Source organism: Facklamia hominis CCUG 36813 (genome assembly GCF_000301035.1).
GTDB lineage: Bacteria > Bacillota > Bacilli > Lactobacillales > Aerococcaceae > Facklamia > Facklamia hominis.
In genome coordinates this window covers 537,027-561,568 of record NZ_JH932292.1, presented here as the reverse complement: position 1 = coordinate 561,568, position 24,542 = coordinate 537,027, and the positions used below count along the sequence as shown (strand labels likewise).

General features: G+C 38.0%; 19 protein-coding genes. 18 read left to right on the top strand and 1 reads right to left on the bottom strand.

Features of this window, described 5'->3' with window-relative positions:
• The first annotated feature begins 14 nt into the window (after positions 1-14).
• The 14 genes from argF (at position 15) to HMPREF9706_RS02425 (ending at position 19,437) form a co-directional block, all read left to right on the top strand.
• Positions 15-1,019, top strand: a complete 1,005-nt coding sequence (gene argF, locus HMPREF9706_RS02490; protein ID WP_006907790.1) for an ornithine carbamoyltransferase — start codon at positions 15-17, stop codon at positions 1,017-1,019.
• An 82-nt stretch (positions 1,020-1,101) separates the two neighbouring features.
• Positions 1,102-2,631 (top strand): YfcC family protein, encoded by a 1,530-nt coding sequence (locus HMPREF9706_RS02485; protein WP_006907789.1) that lies wholly within the window; start codon positions 1,102-1,104, stop codon positions 2,629-2,631.
• Between the two features lie 46 nt (positions 2,632-2,677).
• Positions 2,678-4,012, top strand: coding sequence for a M20 family metallopeptidase (locus HMPREF9706_RS02480; RefSeq protein ID WP_006907788.1), 1,335 nt, complete (start codon positions 2,678-2,680; stop codon positions 4,010-4,012).
• A 16-nt stretch (positions 4,013-4,028) separates the two neighbouring features.
• Positions 4,029-4,967, top strand: coding sequence for a carbamate kinase (arcC, locus tag HMPREF9706_RS02475; protein ID WP_006907787.1), 939 nt, complete (start codon positions 4,029-4,031; stop codon positions 4,965-4,967).
• Between the two features lie 111 nt (positions 4,968-5,078).
• Positions 5,079-6,548: a C69 family dipeptidase gene (locus HMPREF9706_RS02470; protein ID WP_006907786.1), complete on the top strand. Its 1,470-nt coding sequence runs from the start codon at positions 5,079-5,081 to the stop codon at positions 6,546-6,548.
• A 217-nt stretch (positions 6,549-6,765) separates the two neighbouring features.
• Positions 6,766-8,364, top strand: a complete 1,599-nt coding sequence (locus HMPREF9706_RS02465; protein ID WP_006907785.1) for a peptide ABC transporter substrate-binding protein — start codon at positions 6,766-6,768, stop codon at positions 8,362-8,364.
• Between the two features lie 181 nt (positions 8,365-8,545).
• Entirely contained in the window at positions 8,546-9,610 is a 1,065-nt protein-coding gene (locus HMPREF9706_RS02460; protein ID WP_006907784.1) for a M42 family metallopeptidase, read from the top strand.
• A 485-nt stretch (positions 9,611-10,095) separates the two neighbouring features.
• On the top strand, positions 10,096-11,787 hold the full coding sequence (gene argS / locus HMPREF9706_RS02455) for an arginine--tRNA ligase (RefSeq protein ID WP_006907783.1): 1,692 nt from the start codon (positions 10,096-10,098) through the stop codon (positions 11,785-11,787).
• A 403-nt stretch (positions 11,788-12,190) separates the two neighbouring features.
• Positions 12,191-13,933 (top strand): ABC transporter ATP-binding protein, encoded by a 1,743-nt coding sequence (locus tag HMPREF9706_RS02450; protein ID WP_006907782.1) that lies wholly within the window; start codon positions 12,191-12,193, stop codon positions 13,931-13,933.
• Positions 13,920-15,674 carry an ABC transporter ATP-binding protein gene (locus tag HMPREF9706_RS02445; protein WP_006907781.1) on the top strand — a complete coding sequence of 585 codons (1,755 nt, stop codon included), beginning with the start codon at positions 13,920-13,922 and terminating at the stop codon, positions 15,672-15,674. The genes HMPREF9706_RS02450 and HMPREF9706_RS02445 overlap by 14 nt, the downstream gene beginning before the upstream one ends.
• 317 nt (positions 15,675-15,991) lie before the next feature.
• Entirely contained in the window at positions 15,992-16,690 is a 699-nt protein-coding gene (locus tag HMPREF9706_RS02440) for a Crp/Fnr family transcriptional regulator (protein WP_006907780.1), read from the top strand.
• A gap of 44 nt (positions 16,691-16,734) precedes the next feature.
• A complete protein-coding gene (locus HMPREF9706_RS02435; RefSeq protein WP_006907779.1) occupies positions 16,735-17,658 on the top strand; it encodes an ABC transporter substrate-binding protein in 924 nt (307 codons plus the stop codon).
• On the top strand, positions 17,633-18,679 hold the full coding sequence (locus HMPREF9706_RS02430) for a FecCD family ABC transporter permease (protein ID WP_231285828.1): 1,047 nt from the start codon (positions 17,633-17,635) through the stop codon (positions 18,677-18,679). Before HMPREF9706_RS02435 ends, HMPREF9706_RS02430 begins: the two co-directional genes overlap by 26 nt.
• On the top strand, positions 18,673-19,437 hold the full coding sequence (locus tag HMPREF9706_RS02425) for an ABC transporter ATP-binding protein (protein WP_006907777.1): 765 nt from the start codon (positions 18,673-18,675) through the stop codon (positions 19,435-19,437). The genes HMPREF9706_RS02430 and HMPREF9706_RS02425 overlap by 7 nt, the downstream gene beginning before the upstream one ends.
• Here the strand turns inward: HMPREF9706_RS02425 and HMPREF9706_RS02420 are convergent.
• Complete coding sequence (locus tag HMPREF9706_RS02420; RefSeq protein WP_006907776.1) at positions 19,431-20,255, bottom strand: pyruvate, water dikinase regulatory protein; 825 nt, start codon at positions 20,253-20,255, stop codon at positions 19,431-19,433. The genes HMPREF9706_RS02425 and HMPREF9706_RS02420 overlap by 7 nt on opposite strands.
• A gap of 67 nt (positions 20,256-20,322) precedes the next feature.
• Between HMPREF9706_RS02420 and HMPREF9706_RS02415 the strand changes: the two genes are divergently transcribed.
• The 4 genes from HMPREF9706_RS02415 (at position 20,323) to HMPREF9706_RS02400 (ending at position 24,523) form a co-directional block, all read left to right on the top strand.
• Positions 20,323-20,817 carry a Fur family transcriptional regulator gene (locus tag HMPREF9706_RS02415; protein WP_006907775.1) on the top strand — a complete coding sequence of 165 codons (495 nt, stop codon included), beginning with the start codon at positions 20,323-20,325 and terminating at the stop codon, positions 20,815-20,817.
• Between the two features lie 131 nt (positions 20,818-20,948).
• Positions 20,949-21,122: a 30S ribosomal protein S21 gene (gene rpsU, locus HMPREF9706_RS02410; protein WP_006907774.1), complete on the top strand. Its 174-nt coding sequence runs from the start codon at positions 20,949-20,951 to the stop codon at positions 21,120-21,122.
• A 186-nt stretch (positions 21,123-21,308) separates the two neighbouring features.
• The gene (locus HMPREF9706_RS02405) at positions 21,309-22,274 is read left to right on the top strand and encodes a PhoH family protein (protein WP_006907773.1); all 966 of its coding nucleotides are present in this window, start codon (positions 21,309-21,311) and stop codon (positions 22,272-22,274) included.
• A 20-nt stretch (positions 22,275-22,294) separates the two neighbouring features.
• The gene (locus HMPREF9706_RS02400) at positions 22,295-24,523 is read left to right on the top strand and encodes an HD family phosphohydrolase (RefSeq protein ID WP_006907772.1); all 2,229 of its coding nucleotides are present in this window, start codon (positions 22,295-22,297) and stop codon (positions 24,521-24,523) included.
• Positions 24,524-24,542: the final 19 nt, after the last annotated feature.

Below are 24,542 nucleotides of genomic sequence, written 5' to 3'. Positions count from 1 at the left end.
ATAGGAGAATGCCCATGTTCCAAGGAAAAAACTTTTTAAAAGAAATTGATTTTACACCCGATGAATTAAGATATTTGATTGATTTTTCAATTCACTTAAAAGATTTGAAAAAACGTCATATCCCACATGAATACCTAAAAGGTCAAAATATTGTATTACTTTTTGAAAAGACTTCAACACGTACACGTTCTGCCTTTACAGTTGCAGCTAATGATTTAGGAGCTGCTCCAGAATTTATGGGATCTAATGATATCCAATTGGGTAAGAAAGAATCTGTTAAGGATACAGCCATTGTATTAGGATCAATGTTTGATGGAATTGAATTCCGTGGATTTAAACAAACAGACGTTGAAGAATTAGGTAAATATGCTGGCGTTCCAGTATGGAATGGTTTGACCGACGAATGGCATCCAACTCAAATGATCGCAGACTTTATGACCATTAAAGAAGAATTCGGTGAATTAAAAGGTAAAACTTTGGTTTACTGTGGTGATGGTCGTAATAACATGGCTAACAGCTTGATCGTGATGGGAGCTTTAGTAGGTGTTAACGTAACGATTGCTGCACCTAAAGAATTGTTTACTGATGAAGAAATCGTTAAACGTGCTGAAGGATATGCTAAAGAATCTGGTGCGACTGTTCGTGTAACAGATGATGTTGAAGAAGCCGTGAAGAATGCAGATGTTATCTATACAGACGTATGGGTATCGATGGGTGAAGAAGATAAGTTCGAAGAACGTATCAAATTACTTCAACCTTATCAAGTTAATAAAGAATTAACAGATAAGATCGAAAACAAAGACTGGATCTTCTTACACTGCTTACCAGCCTTCCACGATACTGAAACTCGCTATGGTAAAGAAATGAAAGATAAATTTGGTATTGATCAAATGGAAGTAACTGATGATGTCTTCAACGGCGATCACGCTCGTCAATTCCAACAAGCTGAAAACCGTATGCACTCAATTAAAGCAGTGATGGCAGTTACTAATGGTAACTTGTTCATCCCTAAAGTATAATTTGCCTATAAAAAATGACATATTAATCCGGTTATGGTCATAAGCTATGACCGGATTTTTTTAAAGTTAAGGAGGAAATAATATGTCTGACATGAATACAAATCAGGTTGAACAAACACCTAAAAAACGCAAAATGTTAAATGCCTTTACCATATTATTTATTATTACAGCCGTTGTAGCTATTTTAACTTGGATTATCCCTTCGGGTGTTTATGATGTAGATGCTGATGGGAATTTTATTGCAGGGACTTATCATACTGTAGAAAAAACAGCTCAAGGCTTTTGGGACTTATTTTCAGCACCAATTCGTGGTTTTCTAGGAACTGATTCGACACCCGGTGCGCTAGAAGTATCCTTCTTTATTTTAATGGTAGGTGGTTTCCTTGGAGTTGTTAATGAAACCGGTGCCATTGACGCGGGAATTGCTTCATTAATTAAAAATAATAGTAAAAATGTATCAATTTTAATCTGGGTATTGATGTTTGTCTTTGCCCTTGGTGGATCAACTTATGGGATGGCTGAAGAAACAGTTGCCTTCTATCCACTATTGATTCCTTTGATGGTTGGGGTAGGAATGGATGCCTTAGTGGCTGTGGCAGTGGTCTTAGTTGGTTCTGGACTTGGGGTTCTATCTTCTACTGTTAACCCATTCGCAACCGTAATTGCTTCTGATATGGCGGGTATCTCTACCGCTGATGGTATGGCTCTTCGTTTAATTTTCTTTGCTGTTACCTATGTGATTGGTGCTTGGTATGTGTCAAGCTATGCTAAAAAAGTAATGGAAGATCCAAAACGAAATTCTTATATTGCAGATCATATTGAATCAGATAAAGAAAAATGGGCTGTTGAAGAAGATGCTCCAGCACCAACTGGTAAACAAAAAGGTGTTTTAATTATCTTCATGCTTACCTTCGTTTTAATGATTTTAGCTTTAATCCCTTGGGGAGATTTAAACGAAAATTGGACTTTCTTTGAAAGTTTAACAAATTGGATTACTGGACTTCCTATCATTGGTGCTTTAGTTGGTAAATCATTGATTCCATTTGGTACTTGGTATTTAACTGAGATCTCTGTATTATTCTTCATGATGTCAGTGATTATTGCTTTATACTATAAGATGAATGAAAGTCGTTTCGTAGAAGTATTTATTAATGGTGTTACTGACTTAATTTCAGTGGCTTTAATTTGTGCAGTGGCTCGTGGTATCCAAGTTGTAATGAACGATGGTCAAATTACAGCGACGGTACTTCACTGGGGTGAAATGTCTCTAGCTAACTTGCCTAAGTGGGCCTTTACGACATTGACTTATATTTTCTATATTCCAATGTCCTTCTTGATTCCTTCAACTTCAGGACTCGCTGCAGCAACAATGGGGATTATGGCTCCGCTTGGCGAATTTGCCAATGTTGCTCGTTCGATCGTTGTTACAGCATACCAAAGTGCTTCAGGTATTGTGAACTTGATTACACCAACATCTGGAGTGGTTGTCGGGGCTTTAGCCATTGCTAATATTGAAATAGGTACATGGTGGAAATTCATGAAGAAGTTAATCATCATTGTCTTTGTAGTTTGTCTTGTTTTATTATTAGCTGGAGCGTATTTAGCAATATAGTATAGTATAGTATAGTTTAGTTTTAATCAATTGAAAGGGGAGTATTATGGAATATAAATTAACTCAGTCCGTTCAAGAAGAAGCCTTAAAAACCTTAGAAGAATGGATAGCTATTCCCTCTGTCTTAGATGAAAGTGCTAGTGAAACACCTTTTGGCGAAGATATACAGCGTATGCTTGAAAGAGCATTGGCTACGTGTGAATCCTTAGGAATGAAGACTTACATTGATCCTGAAGGATACTATGGCTACGCTGAAATGGGTCAAGGTGAGGAACTATTTGGTGTCTTATGCCATCTAGATGTAGTTCCTGTAGGCAACCCCTCTGATTGGACCAATGATCCATTTAAAATGATCCGGACTAGTGATGCATTATATGGTCGTGGAACACAAGATGATAAAGGGCCATCTATTGCTGCTTTGTACGCTTTTAAAGCATTGCTTGATCAAGGGTATGAATTAAACCAACGTGTACGATTTATTTTTGGGACAGATGAAGAGACCTTATGGCGCTGTTTAAACCGCTATAATGAAAAAGAAGAGGCAGTTACCATGGGTATTGTTCCAGACTCTGCTTTTCCATTAACTTATGCAGAAAAAGGTCTGCTTCAATTGCACCTTGTAGGTCCTGGTAGTAAAGATTTTCATATTTCAAATCCAGGTGCCTTTAATGTCGTTCCAGATAAGGCTGCTTATCAAGGAGAATTCGCTGAAGATTTAGCGAAAGAACTTGATAAAAAAGCTTATAAATATGAATTAGATGGGGATCACCTAACCGTAAAAGGCGTATCTGTTCACTCAAAAGATTCATTAGATGGGGATAATGCCTTAAGTCACTTGATTGAAGCTCTATCTACAAAAGTAGATCATCCAATTCTTAAGTTTGTTGCTGATACTTTGGCACAAGATGTGACGGGAGAAAAAATCTTTGGAAAAGTGGAAGATGAAGATTCTGGTAAATTAACATGTAATGTGGCTAATCTTGAAATTAATGATCATGAATCTAAGCTAGGACTGGATTTAAGAATTCCGGTTAAGACCGATAAAGATCAGTTAGTTAAAACATTATCGGATTTCGCTAAGGATTATGAGTTAAGCTATCAAGAATTTGACTATTTAGCTTCTCTTTATGTTCCTGTTGATTCTGAATTGGTGACTAAATTATTAGCTGTTTACCGTGAGCTTACGGGAGACATGACTGAACCGATTTCATCGGGTGGTGCTACTTTTGCTCGTACAATGAAGAATTGTGTTGCTTTTGGAGCGCTTCAAGAAGGTGTAGAAGATACCATGCACCAGGTTGATGAACATATGCCTTTAAAGAATTTCTATGAAACCATGGAAATCTATGCGAATGCTCTAAAGGCATTGATCACTAAATAATTTAAGGGGGAGTTTTATGTCAAAGAAAAAAATTGTTGTAGCCTTAGGGGGTAATGCGATCCTATCTTCGGATCCATCTGCCCAAGCACAAAAGAAAGCCTTAGAAGATACGGCAAGCTACTTAGTTCACTTGATTAAGAGTGGGCACGAACTCATTATTACACACGGAAATGGTCCTCAAGTAGGGAACCTGCTCTTACAAAATATTGCAGCAGATTCTGAAAAGAACCCAGCTTTCCCATTGGACAGCTTGGTTGCCATGACTGAAGGTTCAATTGGCTATTGGTTACAAAATGCCATGCAAAATGAATTGGCCAAAGAAGGCATCGATAAGACAGTGGCTTCTGTTGTAACGCAAGTAATTGTCGATAAAGAAGATCCTGCTTTTAGTAACTTATCGAAACCAATTGGTCCTTTCTACACCGAAGAAGAAGCCAAGGAACAAATGGCTAAGACCGATGCTACTTTTAAAGAAGATGCGGGTCGGGGTTGGCGTAAAGTTGTCGCTTCACCAAAACCAGTGGCTATCAAAGAATTAGATGCCATCTCAAGCCTAGTGAATGCAGGCCATGTGGTAGTTGCAACTGGTGGTGGCGGTGTGCCCGTTATTGAAGAAGATGGGCAATTAAAGGGTGTTGAAGCCGTTATCGATAAAGACTTCGCTTCCCAAAAATTAGCCAACGATCTTGGTGCGGACTTATTCATCGTCTTAACCGGTGTTGATTATGCCTATGTGAACTATAACAAACCGGATCAAAAGAAATTGGAAACCGTATCGGTCGACGAGATGAAGGAATATATTAAAGAAAATCAATTCGCACCTGGTTCGATGTTACCGAAGGTTGAAGCTGCTATTCAATTTGTGGAAAATACTCAAGGAGGTCAAGCAGTCATCACCTCGCTTGAAAACTTGAAAGCCTTCATCGAAGATGGGGCAGCAACGATTATTCAATAATATTTTTAGACCCATAGGATAAATAAGATTGTTTGTTCGATATAAAAGGCCAATTAACACCAGCGTAGAGCGATGTTAATTGGCTTTTTTTAAATAATAGGAGGATTCAAAATGAAACAGTTTAAGAGATATCGAAAATCATTGGTTAGTAGCTTATTAGTGATGACAGTGCTTCCGGTTCCTTTTGCTGAGGCTTGTACGAGTGTTATTGTTGGTAAAAATGCTACCGTGGATGGTTCAACAATGATTGCTCGAAATGAAGATATGTCGGCGGCATGGCCAAAATATTTTGTGGTTCGTCCGGGGGGACAAAACGAAGAAACTCAGTATGTGTCAAAGGGTAATGGTTTTACAGTGGAGTTACCACAAGAACGTTTTAAGACAACTGCTACTCCGGAAGGTGATGAGTCAGAAGGAAGTTTTGACGAAGCAGGGATAAACTCTGAAGGCGTGGCTATGTCCGGAACAGAATCCCTATCAGCCAATGATGATGTATTAAACATTGATCCTTTGGTCGAAGATGGTATTGCAGAGGATAGCTTGAATGCTGTAGTATTACCTTATATTAAATCTGCCCGTGAAGGGGTTGAACGATTAGGAAAGATTGTTGAAGAAAAAGGTGCTGCTGAGGGTAATGGTGTTATCTTCTCAGATAAAGATGAAGTCTGGTATATGGAAATCGCGACTGGTCACCAATGGGTAGCTCAACGAATTCCAGATGACTCATATGCCGTGATTGCTAATCAAATTGTAATTGAAGAAGTGAATCTTGAAGATAAAGAAAACTTTATGGCTTCGAAGGATGTTTTAAAGGTTGCTCAAGAAGCTAATCGTTATAAAGAAGGAGACACTTTTAGCTTTGAAAAAGCCTATGGTACGGATACTGAAGAGGATCAAGTCTATAATTATCCTCGTGTTTGGTATGGTCAAAAACTACTCACACCAAGCGTTGAACAAGATCTAGAATCTTATGATTTCCCATTCGTGATGAAAGCAGATGAAAAAATGGACATTGAAGATATTGAAAAAGTACTCTCCTCTCATTTTGAAGGTACAGACTATGATTATCGTACTAACCAAGAAAGTACTCTAAGACCAGCAAGTGTTCCTCAAACAATGGAATCACATATCCTTCAAATTCGTCAAGATCTACCAAATGATATTGCAGGGGTTCACTGGCTCAATATGGGGCAACCTGAATCAAGTGTTTATGTGCCTTTCTACTCAGGTATCACTGAAACGCCAGAAGCTTACCGTATGGGAGACACGAATTTCTCATCAGGTGGTGCTTATTGGACTTTCCGTCTCGCTGGTGCATTAATGGATCAAAACTATGACCTCTTAAAAGAAGATTTTATCGTACCTGCAAAAGATGAAGCAAGAAAGATGATGGCTGAAGACTTAAAGGCTAGTGATGAAAAAGCCTCATCGATTGAAGATCCTGAAGAGCGATCTAAGTATCTTACTGAAAGTTCAGCTGAACGTGCTCAAAAGATGATAGATAAATGGAAGGAATTAACCGATCAAATGATGGTTGAATTGTTAAAGAATACGCCAGTTTATCATAATCCAGATCTGTAAAATTTTAGGTTTGTGCTTGGTTTGCTTCTAGGAACCATAAACAATTTAGAGTTTAATAAATGTTAGAGGCTATAACTTAACCGTTATGGCCTCTATTTTTAAACAGTGAAATTTTATAATTTTTATTAAAATAAGATTAAATTATAACTAGACAAATGAACTTTAGCTGTGATATAATCCTTTAATAATTAACGAAGTATTAGTAGGAGGGTATATTATGAAGAAGTTCTTAAAAACAATGGGTCTTACTTTATTGACTTTAAGTCAATTATTGGCACCTTCAACAGCTTTGGCTCAAGATAAGGTTCTTAATTTATCAACAGGTGCTGAACCGCCAACAATTGATCCCGGTCTTTCATCGGATACGACCTCAGGAGTTATTATTGATAATGTCTTTGAAAATCTAACAGAGATGAATAATGAAGGGGAAGTAGTCCCGGGGGCAGCGGAATCGTGGGAAGTCAGTGAAGATGGGTTGGTTTATACCTTTAAGTTGAGGGCAGAAGCTAAATGGTCTAACGGGGATCCTGTGACAGCGGCAGACTTTGAGTATGCCTGGGAACGAATGTTAGATCCTGAAAAAGTGGCTCAACGAGCTAATTTGTTTTTTGATATCAAAGGAGCTGAGGCCTATAGTTTAGGTGAAGGTTCATTAGAGGATGTGGGAATTAAAGCAGTCGATGATTTAACCTTTGAGGTAACTTTAGCCCATCCGGTGGCTTATTTTCCTGAATTAATTAATCACTATGTATTTGCTCCAGTCAACCAGAAGGTGGTTGAAGGTAACCCAGATTGGGCAATGGAGGCTGGAGAAGACTATGTGACTAACGGTCCTTTTGTTTTATCAAGTTGGAATCATAATAGTGATTATACCTTGAGCAAGAATGACCAATATTGGGATAAAGATCAAGTTAAATTGGATCAAGTGAATGTTCAAATTGTTGAATCGGAGTCAACTGCTAGTACCATGTATCAGAGTGGAGATCTTGATTATTTAGGATCACCTTTTGGAACTATTTCTTTAGAGAATCTACCAGTATTCCAAGAATCAGGTGAATTGCAAAAAATTCCTTACTCTGCGATTTATTGGTATAAGTGTAATATCTCAGACCCTGTCATGAGCAATGTAAATATACGTAAGGCACTTGCATTAGCTATTGATCGTCAAGGATTAATTGAAAATGTGATGCATGGTGCGCATATTCCAGCGACAGGTTTAGTCCCACCAACAATTCCAAGTTTTGAATCGGAAAGAGATTACTTCAAGGATGGTGATCTAGAACAGGCTAAAGCTTATCTTGCTAAAGGCTTAGAAGAATTGGGAATGAAGGATCCAGCTGAATTAACAATTAATCTATCCATCAATACCAGTGAAGCCCATGCGACGATTGCTCAATATGTCCAAGAAAATTGGGCTCGTAATCTTGGAATTAATACTCAGATTGATAACTCAGAGTGGCAAGTTTATCTTGATAAGGTACAATCTTTAGATTATCAAGTGGCACGGATGGGATGGGCAGCAGATTATAATGATGCTAGCTCTTTCTTAGGTATGTATCGTACGAGTCAAACAGGAAATAATGATACGGGTTGGGAAAATCCCGACTTTAAAGCAAAATTAGATGAAGCTAATAGCGAAGCTGACGGGGATAAACGGAATCAATTGCTCCATGAAGCGGAAGCAATCATAATGGAAGAAATGCCAGTTATTCCAATTTACTATAATGAGAATAATTATGTGTTAAAAGATACCGTTAAAGGAATGCGTCCTGATCCAATCGGTCGGATCCATTTAAAATATGTTAGCATCGAATAATTAGAAGAGTACTAGTCATGGGATTGACCTCCGTCAGTTAGGCCAAAATCTAACATTTGGAGGTCTTTTATATTGAATGTGATGACGTTGATGACCGAGTTTGAGCTTGTTAATGAATATTGGCAACATTGACATTGAGGTCTAGGATGTTATGATTTAGATTATGAAAGAAGGTTAAAATATGATTATTAAAGATTTATCGAATGCTTTTGGTGTTTCTGGTTTTGAAGAAGAAGTTCGTCAAGTTGCAGAAAATTATGTAGCAGACTTCGCAACTACCCGACATGATAAAATGGGAAACCTATTTATTAATTACAAAAATCAGGCCACTAACGATCAAAAAGTCAGAGTTTTATTAGATGCTCACCAAGATGAAGTAGGCTTTATTGTTCAAGCTATCCGTCCGAACGGTATGTTGGACTTTTTACCAGTTGGAGGATGGGTGACAAGCAATGTTCCGGCTCATACGGTGATCATCAGAACACGTTCCGGTCAAAAAATTAAAGGGATTACTGCGAGTACGCCTCCTCACTTTATGACGGATGCCGAGAGAAAGGCTCCTTTGGAGATGGATAAATTGGTCATTGATGTGGGAACTTCTTCTTACGATGCGACCGTTGCATTGGGAATTCAGATAGGAGATCCGGTTGTGCCAGATGTTTCCTTTGAAGAATTACAGGATGGGTCTGTGCTATTGGGGAAGGCCTTTGATTGTCGTATTGGTTGTGCCTGTTTGTTAGAGACCATGAAAGATTTTCAAGATCAAGTCGATGAGAGTCAAGTTCAGATACAAGGCGTCCTAACAACGCAGGAAGAAGTAGGGACTCGAGGCGCGAAAGTAGCTATTAACCAATTACAGGCAGATTTAGCGATTGTCTATGAAGGTTGCCCGGCTGATGATACCTTTACAGCAGATTACAAAATCCAATCCGCTTTAACCAAAGGGCCAATGCTACGTAATTTCGATGTGTCAATGATTACGCACCCTGGATTCCAGAATTGGGCGGTAGACTTAGCTAAAGACTTGGGAATTAAAGTTCAAACGTCTGTTCGTAAGGGTGGTGGCACGAACGGAAGTGTCTATCATCTGGCTAATCAAGGAATTCCAACGATCGTCGTAGGGATTCCAGTTCGTTATGCTCATACTCATTATGGTTTCGTAGCTTATGAAGACTTTATCAGTGCTAAGGAATTAGTGCTAGCAATTTTGGCTAAGATGACTCCTGAAATCTATGATTCTTTATAAGCTATTATTAGTTACTACGAGAAGTAATCATAAATTAAAACAAATCTTTGACGATTTTATCTTTTATCAGTTTTTCTAATAGTATAAAAATTCTTGATATTGGTTAGTATAATTTATAATGATCGCTTTTTTATTCTTTAATCATTTATTTTTATGAGACTTTTTTTGGAAATAGGGTTGATTTATTAAAAAAATCAATTATAATGAAGTCATTCATAGATAAAATTGGGAAAGAGAGTAAGTGAAGCCTTATTCAACAGCAAGTCGGGACGATGAGAGCCGATGAAGATATTTTCACCGAAGCGCACTTTCTGATAGGATAGATGAAATTATGAGTAGTCTATCACGTTTAGCGACGTTATAGCATAGAGATAGCCTGTTTATTAGACTGGCTAATCAGAGTGGTACCGTGTATTTTATATGCCTCTGGGGGGTTCCCCAGGGGTCTTTTTTTATACGAGACCAAATAAGAAAGGAAGAAAATGATGTCAGTAAAAGAGAAAATTGTTGATTTATTGCATAAAGAGTTGTCGGAGCATTTAGATAAGGATCAACTAAGTCGTTTGATTGAAAAACCAAGCAATAGCGAATTGGGTGATTATGCCTTCCCAGTATTTAGCCTAGCCAAGATTTTTCGGAAAGCACCCAATGCAATCGCTGAGGAATTAGCTGCTAAGCTAGATCCATCTGGTTTTGAGAAGGTACAAGTAGTGGGTGCCTATATCAACTTCTTCATCGAAAAAGGCGCTCATGGTAATTCGGTGATTGGAGAAATCTTAACCAAAGGGTCTGACTATGGTTGTACGGATGTCGGTAAAGGGGGTAATGTTCCGATTGATATGTCATCACCGAACATTGCTAAACCAATGTCGATGGGGCACTTACGTTCTACAGTATTGGGCGAGTCTATTGCAAAAATTCTTGCAAAAATTAATTATAATCCAATTCGTATTAATCACTTGGGTGACTGGGGAACTCAATTTGGTAAGTTAATCGTTGCTTATAAAGGCTGGGGAGATGAAGAAGTTGTTAAAGCCGACCCAGTGAATGAATTAGTTAAGTTATACGTTGATTTCCATGAAAAAGCTGAAGAAAATCCAGAGCTTGAAGATCAAGCACGGCAAGTTTTTAAAGAATTAGAAGAAGGAAATCAAGAGTATCTTGATTTATGGAATTGGTTCAAGGATGAATCAATAAAGACCTTTAAGAAAGTCTATGACTTGTTGGATATCCATTTTGATTACTACACTGGAGAGTCTTTCTATAATGATAAGATGCAAGAAGTCATTGATATCCTAGCAGATAAAGGCATCTCTCATATTGAAAATGGTGCGACGGTTGTTAACTTGGATAAATACAATTTACCAATTGCCTTAATTAAAAAATCGGACGGAGCGACTCTTTACTTAACTCGGGATTTAGCGACAGCTTATTACCGTAAACGGACCTTTGATTTCGTTCAAAGTCTTTATGTTGTGGGAAGCGAACAGAGTGATCACTTTAAACAATTAAAGGCTGTTCTGAAGGAAATGGGCAATGATTGGTCTGACGATATGCACCATATTCCTTTTGGTTTGATTACTTTAAATGGTAAGAAATTATCCACTCGGAAAGGGAAAATTGTCTTATTGGAAAAAGTGCTTCATGAAGCTATTGAAATCGCTGATGAACAAATTGCGGCTAAAAATCCTAATCTAGAAAATCGTCAAGAAGTTGCCCAACAAGTTGGGGTGGGTGCAGTTGTCTTCCACGACTTGAAGTCGGATCGTCTGAATTCATTTGATTTCAACCTAGATGAAGTCGTTCAATTCGAGGGAGAAACGGGACCATATGTTCAATATACCTATGCACGGTTAAATACAGTGATCGCAAAATATGGTAAAGAAGTTTCTGACACGGTTGATTTCAACTTAGATGATGAAAATTCTTGGGAAATTATCAAATTGTTGCAAAATTATCCTGAAGTGATTGTCAAGGCAGCGACTGAATATGAACCATCTGTCATCGCTAAGTACGCGATTACTTTAGCGCAACAAGCTAACAAATACTATGCTAAGGTTAGAATCTTAGAAGAAAATGACCAATTGGAAACTCGGATCCAACTAGTTAAGGCAGTTACCATTGTCTTGAAAGATGCTTTATCACTCTTAAATATTAAAGCGCCTGAAAGAATGTAATGGATGATTAGTTAGTTTGTTAAACATTTAGAATATAATAAGTCCTTTTGCAATTTTGCTGGGGTGGAATCAATAGCTATTAATAGCTGACACATTCTACTCTATCGCTTGCAAGAGGATTTTTTTTACTTTGGGTACTTTTAATAATAGCCAAAAATAACAATTGACAAGGCTTTCATATAGGTCTATTATTAAACATATAAATCAACATAGAAAGGAGTGTTAACGATGGGAACCATTATAAAATTACTAGATCGTTTAATGTATAATACTCCTTTGAAAATGGTAGAATTAGGCTGAGATAAGTGACTGTCTTCAGCGAGCGATGCAATTTATGACGCTTCTTTTATCATGGACGATAGGAGAGGCGTTTTTGTGTGTTTAAAATAGAAATGAGGTTACAATGTTTAGTTTATATTTAGAAACGATTCGTAAGCATTCAAAAAAGTTTTCTATAGCATTTGTAGCAATTATTATTACTGCGATTGCAGAATTGGCTCCTACCTATATCATTCAAATATTCATTGATAAGATGGTTGCAGGGGGGCTTACTCAAAAAATAGGATTCGCTTTTTTGTTTGCTCTGTTTATGGCAGCAGCGATTGCTTATATTGGCAATGCCGTCTTAATGTATTTAGTGTTTGGTGAAAGTTTTTCTTTGATTCATCACATTCGAATCAAGATCTTTAAACGACTTTTAGCTATGAGAAGTTCTTTTTATGAACAATTTCGTTCAGGAGACCTCATGACGCGAATGACGGAAGATATACCAACGATTGGTTATGTTATGGCATGGTTCTTTATGGCTGTTGTCTTAGATGGCGTGACAATTATTACTCTGATGGTGCTAATGATAGGCTTCATTTCATGGAAGTTGACGCTTTTAAGTTTAATACCTTTATTAATTTATGGGGTAATCATGTATTTTCTAACAAGTAAAGTAGAAAAAAGTTATGAAACGATGCGAGAATCTGTTACACACTTGAATGATCAGGTGTTGGAGGTGGTGGAAGGTGTCCGTGTTATTCGTACGACGTCTAAGGCAGAGGAGGAACTATTTCATTTTAAAGAAAAAACTGCAGCAGTGAATCAAAGTAATAATGCATATATCAAAATCACTGGGCTTTATAATCAAGCGGCAAGTCTCTTTTCAGCAATTGCCATGGTTATTGGAATGGGCTATGGTGCTCAATTATTACAAAGGGGTGAAGTGACTTTGGGGATGTTGGTTTCTTTTCAACTTTATCTAACGATGCTTAATTATTCGATTTGGGATATTGCAAGTATTTTTTCAGATATACAACAAGGTCGAGTTGCATATCGTAAAATTCGTGAGCTTGAAGAAACACAGGATCATCTCTCCAAGTCGGGATCGCTTAAACTAGACCAGATACATTCCATTGAATGGCAAAATTATGGCTTTAAATATCCACTTCAATCTCAGCCAAGTCTGAGAGATATTCAAGTCACCTTGAAGGAAGGAGAAACTCTGGGCATCGTCGGAAAAACGGGAAGTGGAAAGACAACACTCATCCGGCAATTATTAAGACAATGGCCGGTCGGTAATCAGGGACGGTTGTTGATTAATGGGCAAGCGATTGAAGACTATGATCTTCAATCCTTAAGCCAGCAATTTGCTTATGTGCCTCAGGAACACTTCTTGTTTTCTCAATCGGTTAAAGAGAATATTCTCTTTTCAAATCCTACAGCCACAGAGCAAGACTTGGGTCAGGTTCTTCAGGCAGCCGATTTAGCTAAGGATATTGATCAACTGAGTCAGGGCTTAGAGACCTTAGTCGGTGAAAAGGGCGTGGCCTTATCAGGAGGACAAAAGCAGCGTTTGGCTATTGCTCGTGCATTAATCGCTAAAGCTCCGATTCTTATTTTAGATGATGCCCTGTCTGCCGTCGATGCTAATACAGAGCGTACGATTATTAATCATATTCATGAACTTCGCTCTGGGCAAACTAATCTAATTGTGACCCATCGACTTTCAGCTGTCCAAGCTGCTGATTATATTATTGTTTTGGATCAAGGGCGCATCATCCAGGAGGGAACGCCGATAGAATTGCAGAATCAGCCTGGATGGTACGCAGATCAGTATCATTTGCAGCAGATGGGAGGAAAAGTGAATGAAGGAATTTAAGCGGTTATTATTAGCTATTAAACAAGAATGGCTTTTATTCTTGTTAGGTATTACATTGTTGATTATATCAACCATTTTACTCTATTATTGTCCTAGATTAATTTCTGATTTGTTAGATTATTTGACCCAAATGATTCAAAGCAAAGGATCTTTTGAAACAAGTAAAGTGCTGCAGTTACTAACAATCTATTTAATCCTTTCCCTGCTAGCAGTCACTTTATCCTATTTGAGCCGTGTGTTAACCGGAATTGGGTCTAATCGCATTGTTCGCTGGATGCGTGACCAAGCCTATGCCCGTATGCAGTCCTTACCGGTCTCTTTTTTTGATGATAAGCCGGCTGGTAAAATTGCTTCGCGAATTGTAAATGATACGGAGACGATTCGCTTGAAGTTTTATCAGACCTTTTCAACTCAGATTTTATTGAACTTTACCAAGGTTATTGGGGCATATTTGGCATTATTTTATACCGATTATCGAATCGCCATTCCCTTATTGATCTTAATCCCTGTTTTTATTTATTGGCAGCAGTTTTATTCCAAATTAGTTAAGCCAATTAATCAGTATGACCGTGAGTCAAGTAGTGAGATTAATTCAGCTACCAGTGAATTAGTCCAAGGTATTTCGTTAATTCAGTCTTTCAATCAGGAAGAGCATGTGGAAGAGCAATTTTCTAAATTAAGTCAGTCATGGTTGACCAATCGCTTAAAATATTTAAAGATTGAAGCGACTCTTGAATGGTCATTGTCGAATTTTATTAAGATCATGGTGATGGTTTGTTTCATCGCCTATATTATGGCAGTTAATACTCAGGGGAACCTGGTTTATTCGGTGGGTAAATTCTATTTAGTGATGAATTATATTATGATGCTCTTTGATCCTTTGACCAACATGGTCTATATGAATGTTTCTCTTCAGCAGGCCTTAGTAGCTGCCCATCGTGTTTTTGAACTTTTGGATAGTCAAGTTGAGGAAGACCCTGACTCAATCTTTCAGATGCAAGAAGGTTCTGTTGTTTTCGATCATGTCTGTTTTGCTTATCAAGCGAACCATCCAGTTTTAAAGGAGATTAACTTTAGGGTGAAGTCTGGGCAAACGGTCGCCTTGGTGGGCACGACAGGATCTGGTAAGTCGTCGTTAATGAATTTATTGATGCGATTTTATGATCCTCAAAGAGGGAGAATTCTTATTGATGGACAAGATATTAAAGATTTTTCCAGAGAGAGTGTTCGGGATCAAATGGGCATTGTCTTACAAGAACCCTATTTGTTTACTGGGACGGTTGCAGAAAATATTCGCCGTTATCATCAAGAACTAACGGATGACCAATTAGTGGAGGCGCTTAGAAGAGTAGGAGGAGGCCCTTTGCTTGCTAAGCTTGATCAAGGAATACATACTCCACTTGCAGAGCGAGGGCAGTCCTTATCTTCGGGAGAACGGCAACTCATTGCTTTTGCCAGAACACTGGTAAATGATCCAAAAATTTTAGTATTAGACGAGGCTACTTCACATATTGATACCCAGACCGAAAGGATCATTCAAAATGCCATGAAGGTCTTGCAAGAAGGAAGAACCACCTTCATCATTGCACATCGTCTATCAACGATTCTCCATGCTGATTTAATATTGGTCTTGGATAAAGGGCAGATTGTTGAACGGGGAGATCATCAAAGTTTATTGGAATTAGATGGCTTTTATGCTGATATCTACAATAAGCAGACTCAGATGGCTCAATCATTATGAAAAATAGGTCTAACGTCGATTAGTCTTAATAATGTTAAATTAAAGATCCAGGGCAGGTTTCCCTGGATCTTATGATTTACTAGATAAAAGATAACTAGAAGGAAAAGCACGTTTGTGCCTAACATTAAAAATAAGTGAAATATAAACGTTTATATTAAAATCTTATTGATACTTGCTCATCGATTATAATGTTTAATCGCTTTTATCTTGAAAGAAAGTCAGAATCATGACATAATGAACGTATGACATGAAAAGGACACGTGATAGGCTGCTTTGTCCTTGTGTAAGGCAGTATTAATGAATGAGAGGGGGCTTATATGGTTAACCGAGATTTGGAGCGTTATGTTGAACAATTAGAAGACTATGACTTTTTTTCTCGTCTGACTTTAGAACAAGCTAATCAAATTACTTCTTCGGCTTTATTTCATCATATTTCTAAAGGACAGTATATTTTCTTTCGAGAGGATCCGATTATCTATTCTTATTTTAATTTTAAAGGGTTAGTTCGTTTGGAGAGAGAAGATGCGAGTGGCGATTATCGCTATTTGGATTATGTGGGTGAAGAGAGTTTTTTCCCTTACGCCGAGTTTATGAATCGTAGTGAACATATTTATGATGCGATTGCTGTCACAGATGTTGATTTGTTTTATATTCCAAAGAAATTAATGGAGGATATTGTTCGTTCAAATAGTGAACAATTGGCCTATGTTTATAGTAACTTAACGGATATTCAATATTATTTAGAAAAACGGGTACAAATGACGGCGATTCCTAGTGCAACCATGCGAGTTATTCAAACATTGGCTATTTGGATGTATGATATGGGCAAATTTATGCCGGATCATGTGATTATCCCGCATCCCTTAACGATTATGGAATTAGCTAGTGTGGCAGGGACGACGCGTGAGACCGCTGGTAAAGTCGTTAAGGAGTTACGGGAAGAAGGAAAATTAGATTTTACTCGTCAAAATATAATCTATAAAGATTGGAAATACTTTAGCAAATTATTGGAATAAATGTTATAATTTGTGTGATAAATTTTTAAAAAAGGAGATGTCTTATGAAAAAAAGATTATTGAAATGGCAATTGTTACTAGCTTTTCTATGTTTAACCTTGTTCTTGACGAGTCCAGTTTCGGCAGAAGAGTTAACCATTGAAGATATGGCAGGTCGAGAGCTTGTTTTAGAAGAAGGAAAAGTAGATAAAGTCGTAACCTTAATGCCGTCTGATGCTGAAATCTTATTCGCAATTGGTGCGGGGGATACAATTATTGCACGTGGAGATTACGTGGATTATCCTGCAGATAAGGTAGAATCTATTCCATCCATTACAACGGGTCAAGAAATGAACGTGGAAGAAATTATCGCTAAAGATCCTCAATTAGTAATTGCTTCCAAGATGTCTTTAAGTGAAGATCAATTAAAGCAGTTGGAAGATTTAGGCATTAAAGTCTTTATCACAGACGCTCAAACGATCGAGGAAGTGTATCATTCGATTGAGTTATTAGGACAATTAGTTGGACATGAAGATGAAGCCAGTCAATTAATTGAAGATATGAAAGCTTCTTTTAAAGAATATCAAGACAAAGCCAGTCAAAAGAACCTCGATTCAAATTCAGTCTATTATGAAATTTCTCCAATTGAATTTGGTTTATGGACTGCTGGTAAGAATACCTTCATGGATGAATTAGGTAACTTATTAGGATTAGATAACATTTTTAAGGATCAAGATGGCTTCGTTGAAGTCTCTGAGGAACAGGTCTTGAAGTTAAATCCATCATACATTGTAACGAGCTTTATGCCGATGGATGAAGGGGCGCCATCAGCCGTTGACGAAATTTTAGGTCGTGAAGCTTGGGCAGATGTGGCAGCTGTTAAAGATAAAAAAGTCTTTGCAGCTGATAATTCCTCCTTTACACGTCCAGGACCTCGTTTAGTAGATGCTATGAAGTCCTTGTATGAATTTGTATATGAAGAAAAATAAACGGCTCCTCTTAATTTGGATCCTAGGCCCAATGATCAGTTTGATGATCCTTGGGCTTTGTTTAGTGTGGGGATCTGTATCTATCTCATTTCACCAGGTTTACCTTTCTCTGGTTTCCCTTTTCAAAGAGGAGTGGAGCGGTTTAAATCCATCCAATCAGACGATTATTTTAGCGGTTCGTTTGCCGCGTATATTGAATGCTTTTTTGATTGGAGCAGGCTTATCATTGGCTGGGCTGACCATGCAGAGTTTATTAAAAAACCCCTTGGCAGACGGGTCTACATTAGGGGTTTCTTCTGGAGCTGCTTTAGGAGCTGGATTAGCGATTCTTTATTTTCCTCATTTTTCTGTGTATCAATTTGATAGTCGTTTTATCTTAGCTGCAACTTTTGCTTTTATTTCCTTGTTACTTGTCTTGACCTTTACTCGTTTGTTTGATCAACGACTAAGCCATCAAAGTTTAATTTTAGTAGGAATTATTTTCTCAATGTTAGTTTCTGCGGGATTAAATTTATTGCTTTTGTTAGCCAAAGATCAGCTGCAAACCTTAGTATTTTGGACACTTGGTTCGCTATCTGCGACAACTTATCATGATGCTTGCATTTTAGCCTTTGCTTTAGTGATTAATGTGTTGTTTCTTTATCGTTATAGCCAAGACCTGAATGCTCTTGCTTTAGGAGGGGAGCAGGCTCGTAATCTAGGGGTCAATGTTTATCGTGTCCGTCTACTTTTATTAATCTTAGTTTCGATTCAGGTAGGCTTGAGTGTGGCGGTAGCGGGATCAATTGCCTTTGTGGGCTTGATTATTCCTCATATGAGTCGAATGATTGTTGGGTCGAATCATCGCTATTTGGTAGCCGTGAGCCTGTTTTTAGGGGGGAATTTTTTAGCCGTAGCTGATTTGGTTGCACGAACTTTGATCCGTCCTTTAGAGATTCCGATTGGTATTATCACATCCATTATTGGAACACTCATCTTTTTCTATTTATTAGTCAAACGAACACGAGGTGGCGTATGTTAGAGTGTAAAGACGTATCGATCCAGATAAAAGATCAAGTCCTATTTGAGTTAGCAAGTTTGGACTTAATGGTCGGTCAATGGTGGATGATTTGTGGGCCAAATGGTGCTGGGAAATCAAGTTTTTTAAAGGCGCTTTCTGGTGAAATGGATTATAGGGGATCCATTTTTTTGAAGGGACGAGATCTAAAGACATATTCTAACCTAGAAAAAGCTAGGCACATGGCGTTCTTACCTCAAATTCAGTCCCTTTCTCATGATTATTTGGTAGAAGAAGTGGTCGCATTGGGGAGGTATCCCTATTTAAAAGGCTTCTTAAAAAATCTGACAACTAAGGATTGGCAACTCGTTAATCATTATTTGAACGATACAGGGATTGTTCATAAGCGAAGAGATTCTTTGAATAATCTGTCTGGAGGAGAACGACAAAAGGTGTTCTTGAGTCAAGCCTTTGCTCAAGAACCATCGATTTTGTTATTAGATGAACCCAGTAACTTTATTGATCTTAATTATCAAAAACGTTTATATGATGGTCTAAAAGAGTGGTTAGGTCAAGGTGACCGGATTATTGTTTCAGTGGTGCATGACTTGTCCCTCGCTAAAAAATATGGTAGCCATGCTTTGCTTTTAAAAAATGGACAGGCCCTGTCATGTGGGCCTATCCAGGAGAGTTTGGCTGATTCTAATCTTAATGCGGCATATGATATGGATGTGCGATCATATTTGCTTCAATTGTATCAAGAGTGGTTAAAGGATCAGTGATTGATTGCATTGTCCATATCCTGGATGATGAGTTGGGCAGTTTCTTCGATAGAACGATCAGCAACATTAATCACTGGGCACTCGAGTTGTTGATATATTTGATCGGCATAGTCTAATTCTGCTTGAATACGACTGCGGGAAGCGTATTGACTGGCTCCTTGGATACCAAACTCTTCCATGCGTTTTTGTCTAAATTTTTGAATGATTTCAAGGTCATTTGTTAGACCGATGATCTTTTTGCGGTCGATTTTAAAGAGCGAGTCGGGAAGTGAATTTTCTGGGATCAAAGGGAGATTGGTGACCTTGTAGCCTAAGGTGGCTAGATACATGGATAAGGGGGTTTTTGAAGTGCGGGAGATGCCTAGTAGTAGGATGTCGGCTTCATCAAAAATGGACGGATTGTTTCCGTCGTCGTATTTACTAGCAAATTCCATGGCTTCAATGCGCTTAAAATAAGCAGCATCCAGTTCGTGTTGGGCTCCAGCTTCTTGGCTAGGTTTGACCAGAGTTCGTTTTTCAATTAGTTGTGTTAAAGGTTGAAGTAGATTGAAATAGTCTAAGTCATGGGTCTGGCAAAATTGAGTGATTTCCTCTGCAAGGTTTTGGTCAGCCAGAGTTAGAAGAGCAATGCCTTGATGATCGATTAAACTCTTTTTCAAAGAACTTAGGTCCTCATCTTTTGAAATAAAAACCCATTTGTGTAATACTGACTCTATACTAGGAAATTGAACAATAGCAGCCTGGGCAACTTTTAGGGCTGTTTCACCGATAGAGTCAGAAATCAGGAAGAGATGAATTGATGGGATAGCTTGTGTCATGAGTACACTCCTATGTTTTAGATGATTGTTTATGCATAGTTTATCATATTATAAGGAAGTGAGAATTATGAAGCCAGTTCACTTGAAAAAAACTCCCTATTCAACGGAAGTGAATCGACTGATTGAGTTGGGGCATCAACAGTTAAGGGAGGCAGGATTTAAGATTACCAAAAAGCGGACAGAGATTCTTAGTTTATTTGCAGATAACCAACGATATTTGACGGCGCTCACGATTCATAAGGCTTTGGAAGAAATTTATCCAACGATGTCCTATAATACTACCTATCGTAACTTGTATGATTTTGTAGAAATTGGACTTCTGGAATCGACTGAGTACCAAAATGAACAACTTTTTCGTTTATCTTGCCAATTAGGTCACGATTGTCATCATCACCATCATCATTTTATCTGTGTGAATTGCGGAAAAGCTTTAGTACTGGATGCTTGTCCCTTAGAAGAGGTCCATACGGATCTATCCAGTGTCAAGGTGTTATCACATCGTTTTGAAGTCTTTGGTTTATGTGAAGATTGCCAACTTCTCCCTGAAAGTGAGCTTCAATAAATCGATTTATTGCCAAAAAATAATTTCTAGACTTTGCATCTGAATGGAATCGTGGTATAATTCTAAAAGGACTTTGTTTAGAAGATTAATTCTAAGAAAGGTTACTATAAGCTCGGAGGGAGGGGAACCATATGTCAAAAACAATTGTTCGTGATAACGAATCTTTGGATGACGCTCTTCGCCGCTTTAAGCGTAACGTTTCTAAAACAGGTACTTTGAGAGAAGCGCGTAAACGTGAATTTTACGAAAAACCAAGTGTTCGTCGTAAGAAGAAATCAGAAGCCGCTCGTAAACGTAAGTATTAGACGTAGCGCATAAGCAAAAATGAAATATTGAAAATTTTTATTTTCATGAAAAGAGAGGGGGCTTGCCCCCTTCTTTTTTTATCGAACAAAGCCAGCAAAATACCATTCAACAAGCTATAATGATACTCATTGGCTACTTTTTATGGTAATCTAAAAGTAAATCAGGATAATAAAGGAGAACGAGGATTGAATCAACGTGGAGCCTATACAAGTCAAGTAAATGTATCAAACACAGAGTGGTTATTACAAATCTTAGGTAATCATGATAAGAATTTGCGTCAATTAGAAGAGGCTTTTGATGTAATGATTGCTAATCGGGGGGAGGTCATCTCTATTGAGTCGGATGATGAGCTCTCAACACAACAAGTGCGATCGATCATCTTGAACCTTTTAGCCTTGTTAGAGCGAGGCATTCCTCTTCGACAAATGGATCTGGTAACGGCGATTAAGATGGCTAAGAATAATCAGATCGATCATTTTATCGATCTATATGATCGGGTAATTGGCCGAACAGCTGAAGGATCTGCTATTCGTTGTAAGACCTATGGTCAGTTACAGTATATTCAGGCCATTGAAAAGAAAGATATGGTGTTTGGTATTGGTCCAGCTGGAACCGGAAAAACATTTTTAGCCGTTGTAATGGCTGTTCAAGCGATGCGTGAAGGGAAGGTCAAGAAGTTAATTTTAACGCGTCCAGCAGTTGAAGCAGGGGAGAATTTAGGCTTTTTACCAGGAGATTTAAAGGAAAAGGTTGATCCATATTTGCGGCCAATCTATGATGCGCTATATGCTGTCTATGGTGCTGAGCATACCAACCGATTAATGGAACGAGGGGTTATTGAGATTGCACCTCTAGCCTATATGCGCGGACGGACCCTAGATGATGCTTTTGTGATTTTAGATGAAGCACAAAATACGACGACAGCTCAAATGAAAATGTTCTTAACCCGATTAGGATTTGGATCTAAAATGATCATTAATGGCGACCAAACTCAAATTGATCTTCCTAAGGGTGTTCAATCAGGTCTTATTCATGCTAGAGAACATTTGAGAGGGATTCAAGGGATTCAGTTTGTTAGTTTTGATGAAATGGATGTTGTACGTCATCCAGTTGTCGCAGAAATTATTAAGGCGTATAGTCAGGCTACTTAAAAAAATAAGGAGAGATTGCCATGAATCGGCGACTACAAGTTTTTTATGAAAAGCTGGGCCCTTTTTATTCAGTATTCATCATTGCTATTTTAAGTGGCTTAATTGCACTTATCGGGTACCATCATGTCCAGCCGAGGTCCTATGATTTTAAAGTTAACCACGTATCGGATGTGACAATATTAGCCCCTTCGACGATGGAAGATAGCTATCAAACTCAGTTAAATCGGCAACGAGCTCGAGAAGCGATTGCAGATATTTATGTTTTTCAAGAAGATCTACTTGAAATAGAACGAGATCGTTTGGATCAGTTTTTCTCCTATGTTCGCGAGTGGAAGAATCGAACTTATACCCAGTCGCAATTAGTTGAGCTTATTAAGGATAAAGGGCCGGATCAATCTATTGATCTTGAACAGATCAAGCAATATCTTCCTGAAGCATCGCAGTCTCTAAGTTTCGATGAATTATCACCGAGCCTTCAAAGTGTCTTAGCCCAGCTAGTTTTTCTAGATCCACCTGCAGACTTACAAGCATTAATTGATCAATTACGACAAGATAATTTGCGTCTGCTCCTACTGTTGGATGCTCAGGACTTGGATTTACTACAAGACGAATTGCTTCAAGTGATTAAAGACACGATGAGCCAAGAATTAAGTGCTAGTCAGCTTGGCCAAGAACTTCTTAATATAAGAACGCAAATGGCAGCTGGATCTTTACCTTTAGAACTTCAGCAGCTCGCTTTAAATATTTTAAGTTATTCGATCAAACCAACTTTGATTTATTCTGAAAGTGAAACAAAACGATTAAAAGATGAAGCAGAAGCGAATGTTCAAACTTCTTATATTTTACAAGGTCAAGTAATTATTCAAGCTGGACATGTGATTAAGCCAACTAATTTGCGACAATTAGAACTTTACGGCTATTTAAATCGACAGAAAAATTCGATGAAAATATGGGTTTTCTTGGGACTCATCCTAATCCATGGACTTTTATTAGTAAGGTTGTTTTATGTAGGTTTCGATCGATCAGACTTGGATCAAAAAAGTAAGAACTTGACAGCTTATGCCATTATCCTTGCCGGAGCATTGCTAAGTATTGAATTGAGTCAATGGCTACAGATCCATCACTTTTTATATGCGAATCTTTTAGTGCCGATGGCTGTTTTCCCTTTGCTTCTTTATACTAAAACTAATTTGAAGCATAGTTTACTATTTGTTCTAGTTGTTCATATTTTTGCCATCTTTGTACTTACAAATAATGAAAGCCAGACCCTGGTGATTTATGTTAGCCTGTTTTATCTGTTATCCAGCCTTTTAACGGTCATATATATTCTTTGGCAAGGAGAAATTAAACGATCGTTTAGAAGACAGCGCTTCTTTCTTTATACACTATTGGGGCAATTGTTTTTAGCGATCCCTATTATGAGTGCTTTATCGATACCGGTTAATTCAAAACAAGTTCTTTGGATTCTTGCATCGACAGTTTTATCTAATCTATTCGGTTTTTTAATATGGGTACTTTTGGAACCCTATTATGATCAATTGCTATCTAGTCGTTCTCCGATGACACTAAATCAGTTAGCAAATTTGAATCACCCGCTTTTAAAGCGTCTCATTGAAAAAGCTCCTGGAACTTATCACCATTCAATGATGGTGGCAAATTTAGCAGCTAATGCCGTTGAAACGATTGGTGGGGATTCTTTACTGACACGGGTTGCAGCCTATTATCATGATGTGGGCAAGACGATCCATCCTCTCTTCTTTGTGGAGAATTTGTCAGGTGGCATTGAGTCTCCCCATCAAATGCTGACACCTCAAGAATCTTCTCAGGTTATTATCGATCATGTCACTGAGGGAGTGAGATTACTTCAAGAAGAGGGGCTCCCTCAATCAATTATTGATATTTGTCAACAGCATCATGGAACGACCTCTACTCAATATTTTTACTATCAAGCCAAAGAGACAGATCCTACAGTTGAGGAAGCTGATTTTCGGTATCCGGGCCCGATTCCTCAGACTAAGGAAGCAGCGATTACGATGATTGCTGATTCGATGGAAGCAGCGTCTAGAACATTGAAACACTATGATCAAACATCCATTGAAAATTTATTGGATCAAATAATCCAATCAAAATTGAAGGATGGACAATTTGCCGATTGTCAGTTAACGGCTGATGAATTACTTAAGGTTCGTCAATCAATTATCAAGGGGATTGCGTCTATGTACCACACAAGGATTGAGTATCCCCACTAAGTATGAAAGGAGTTAATGA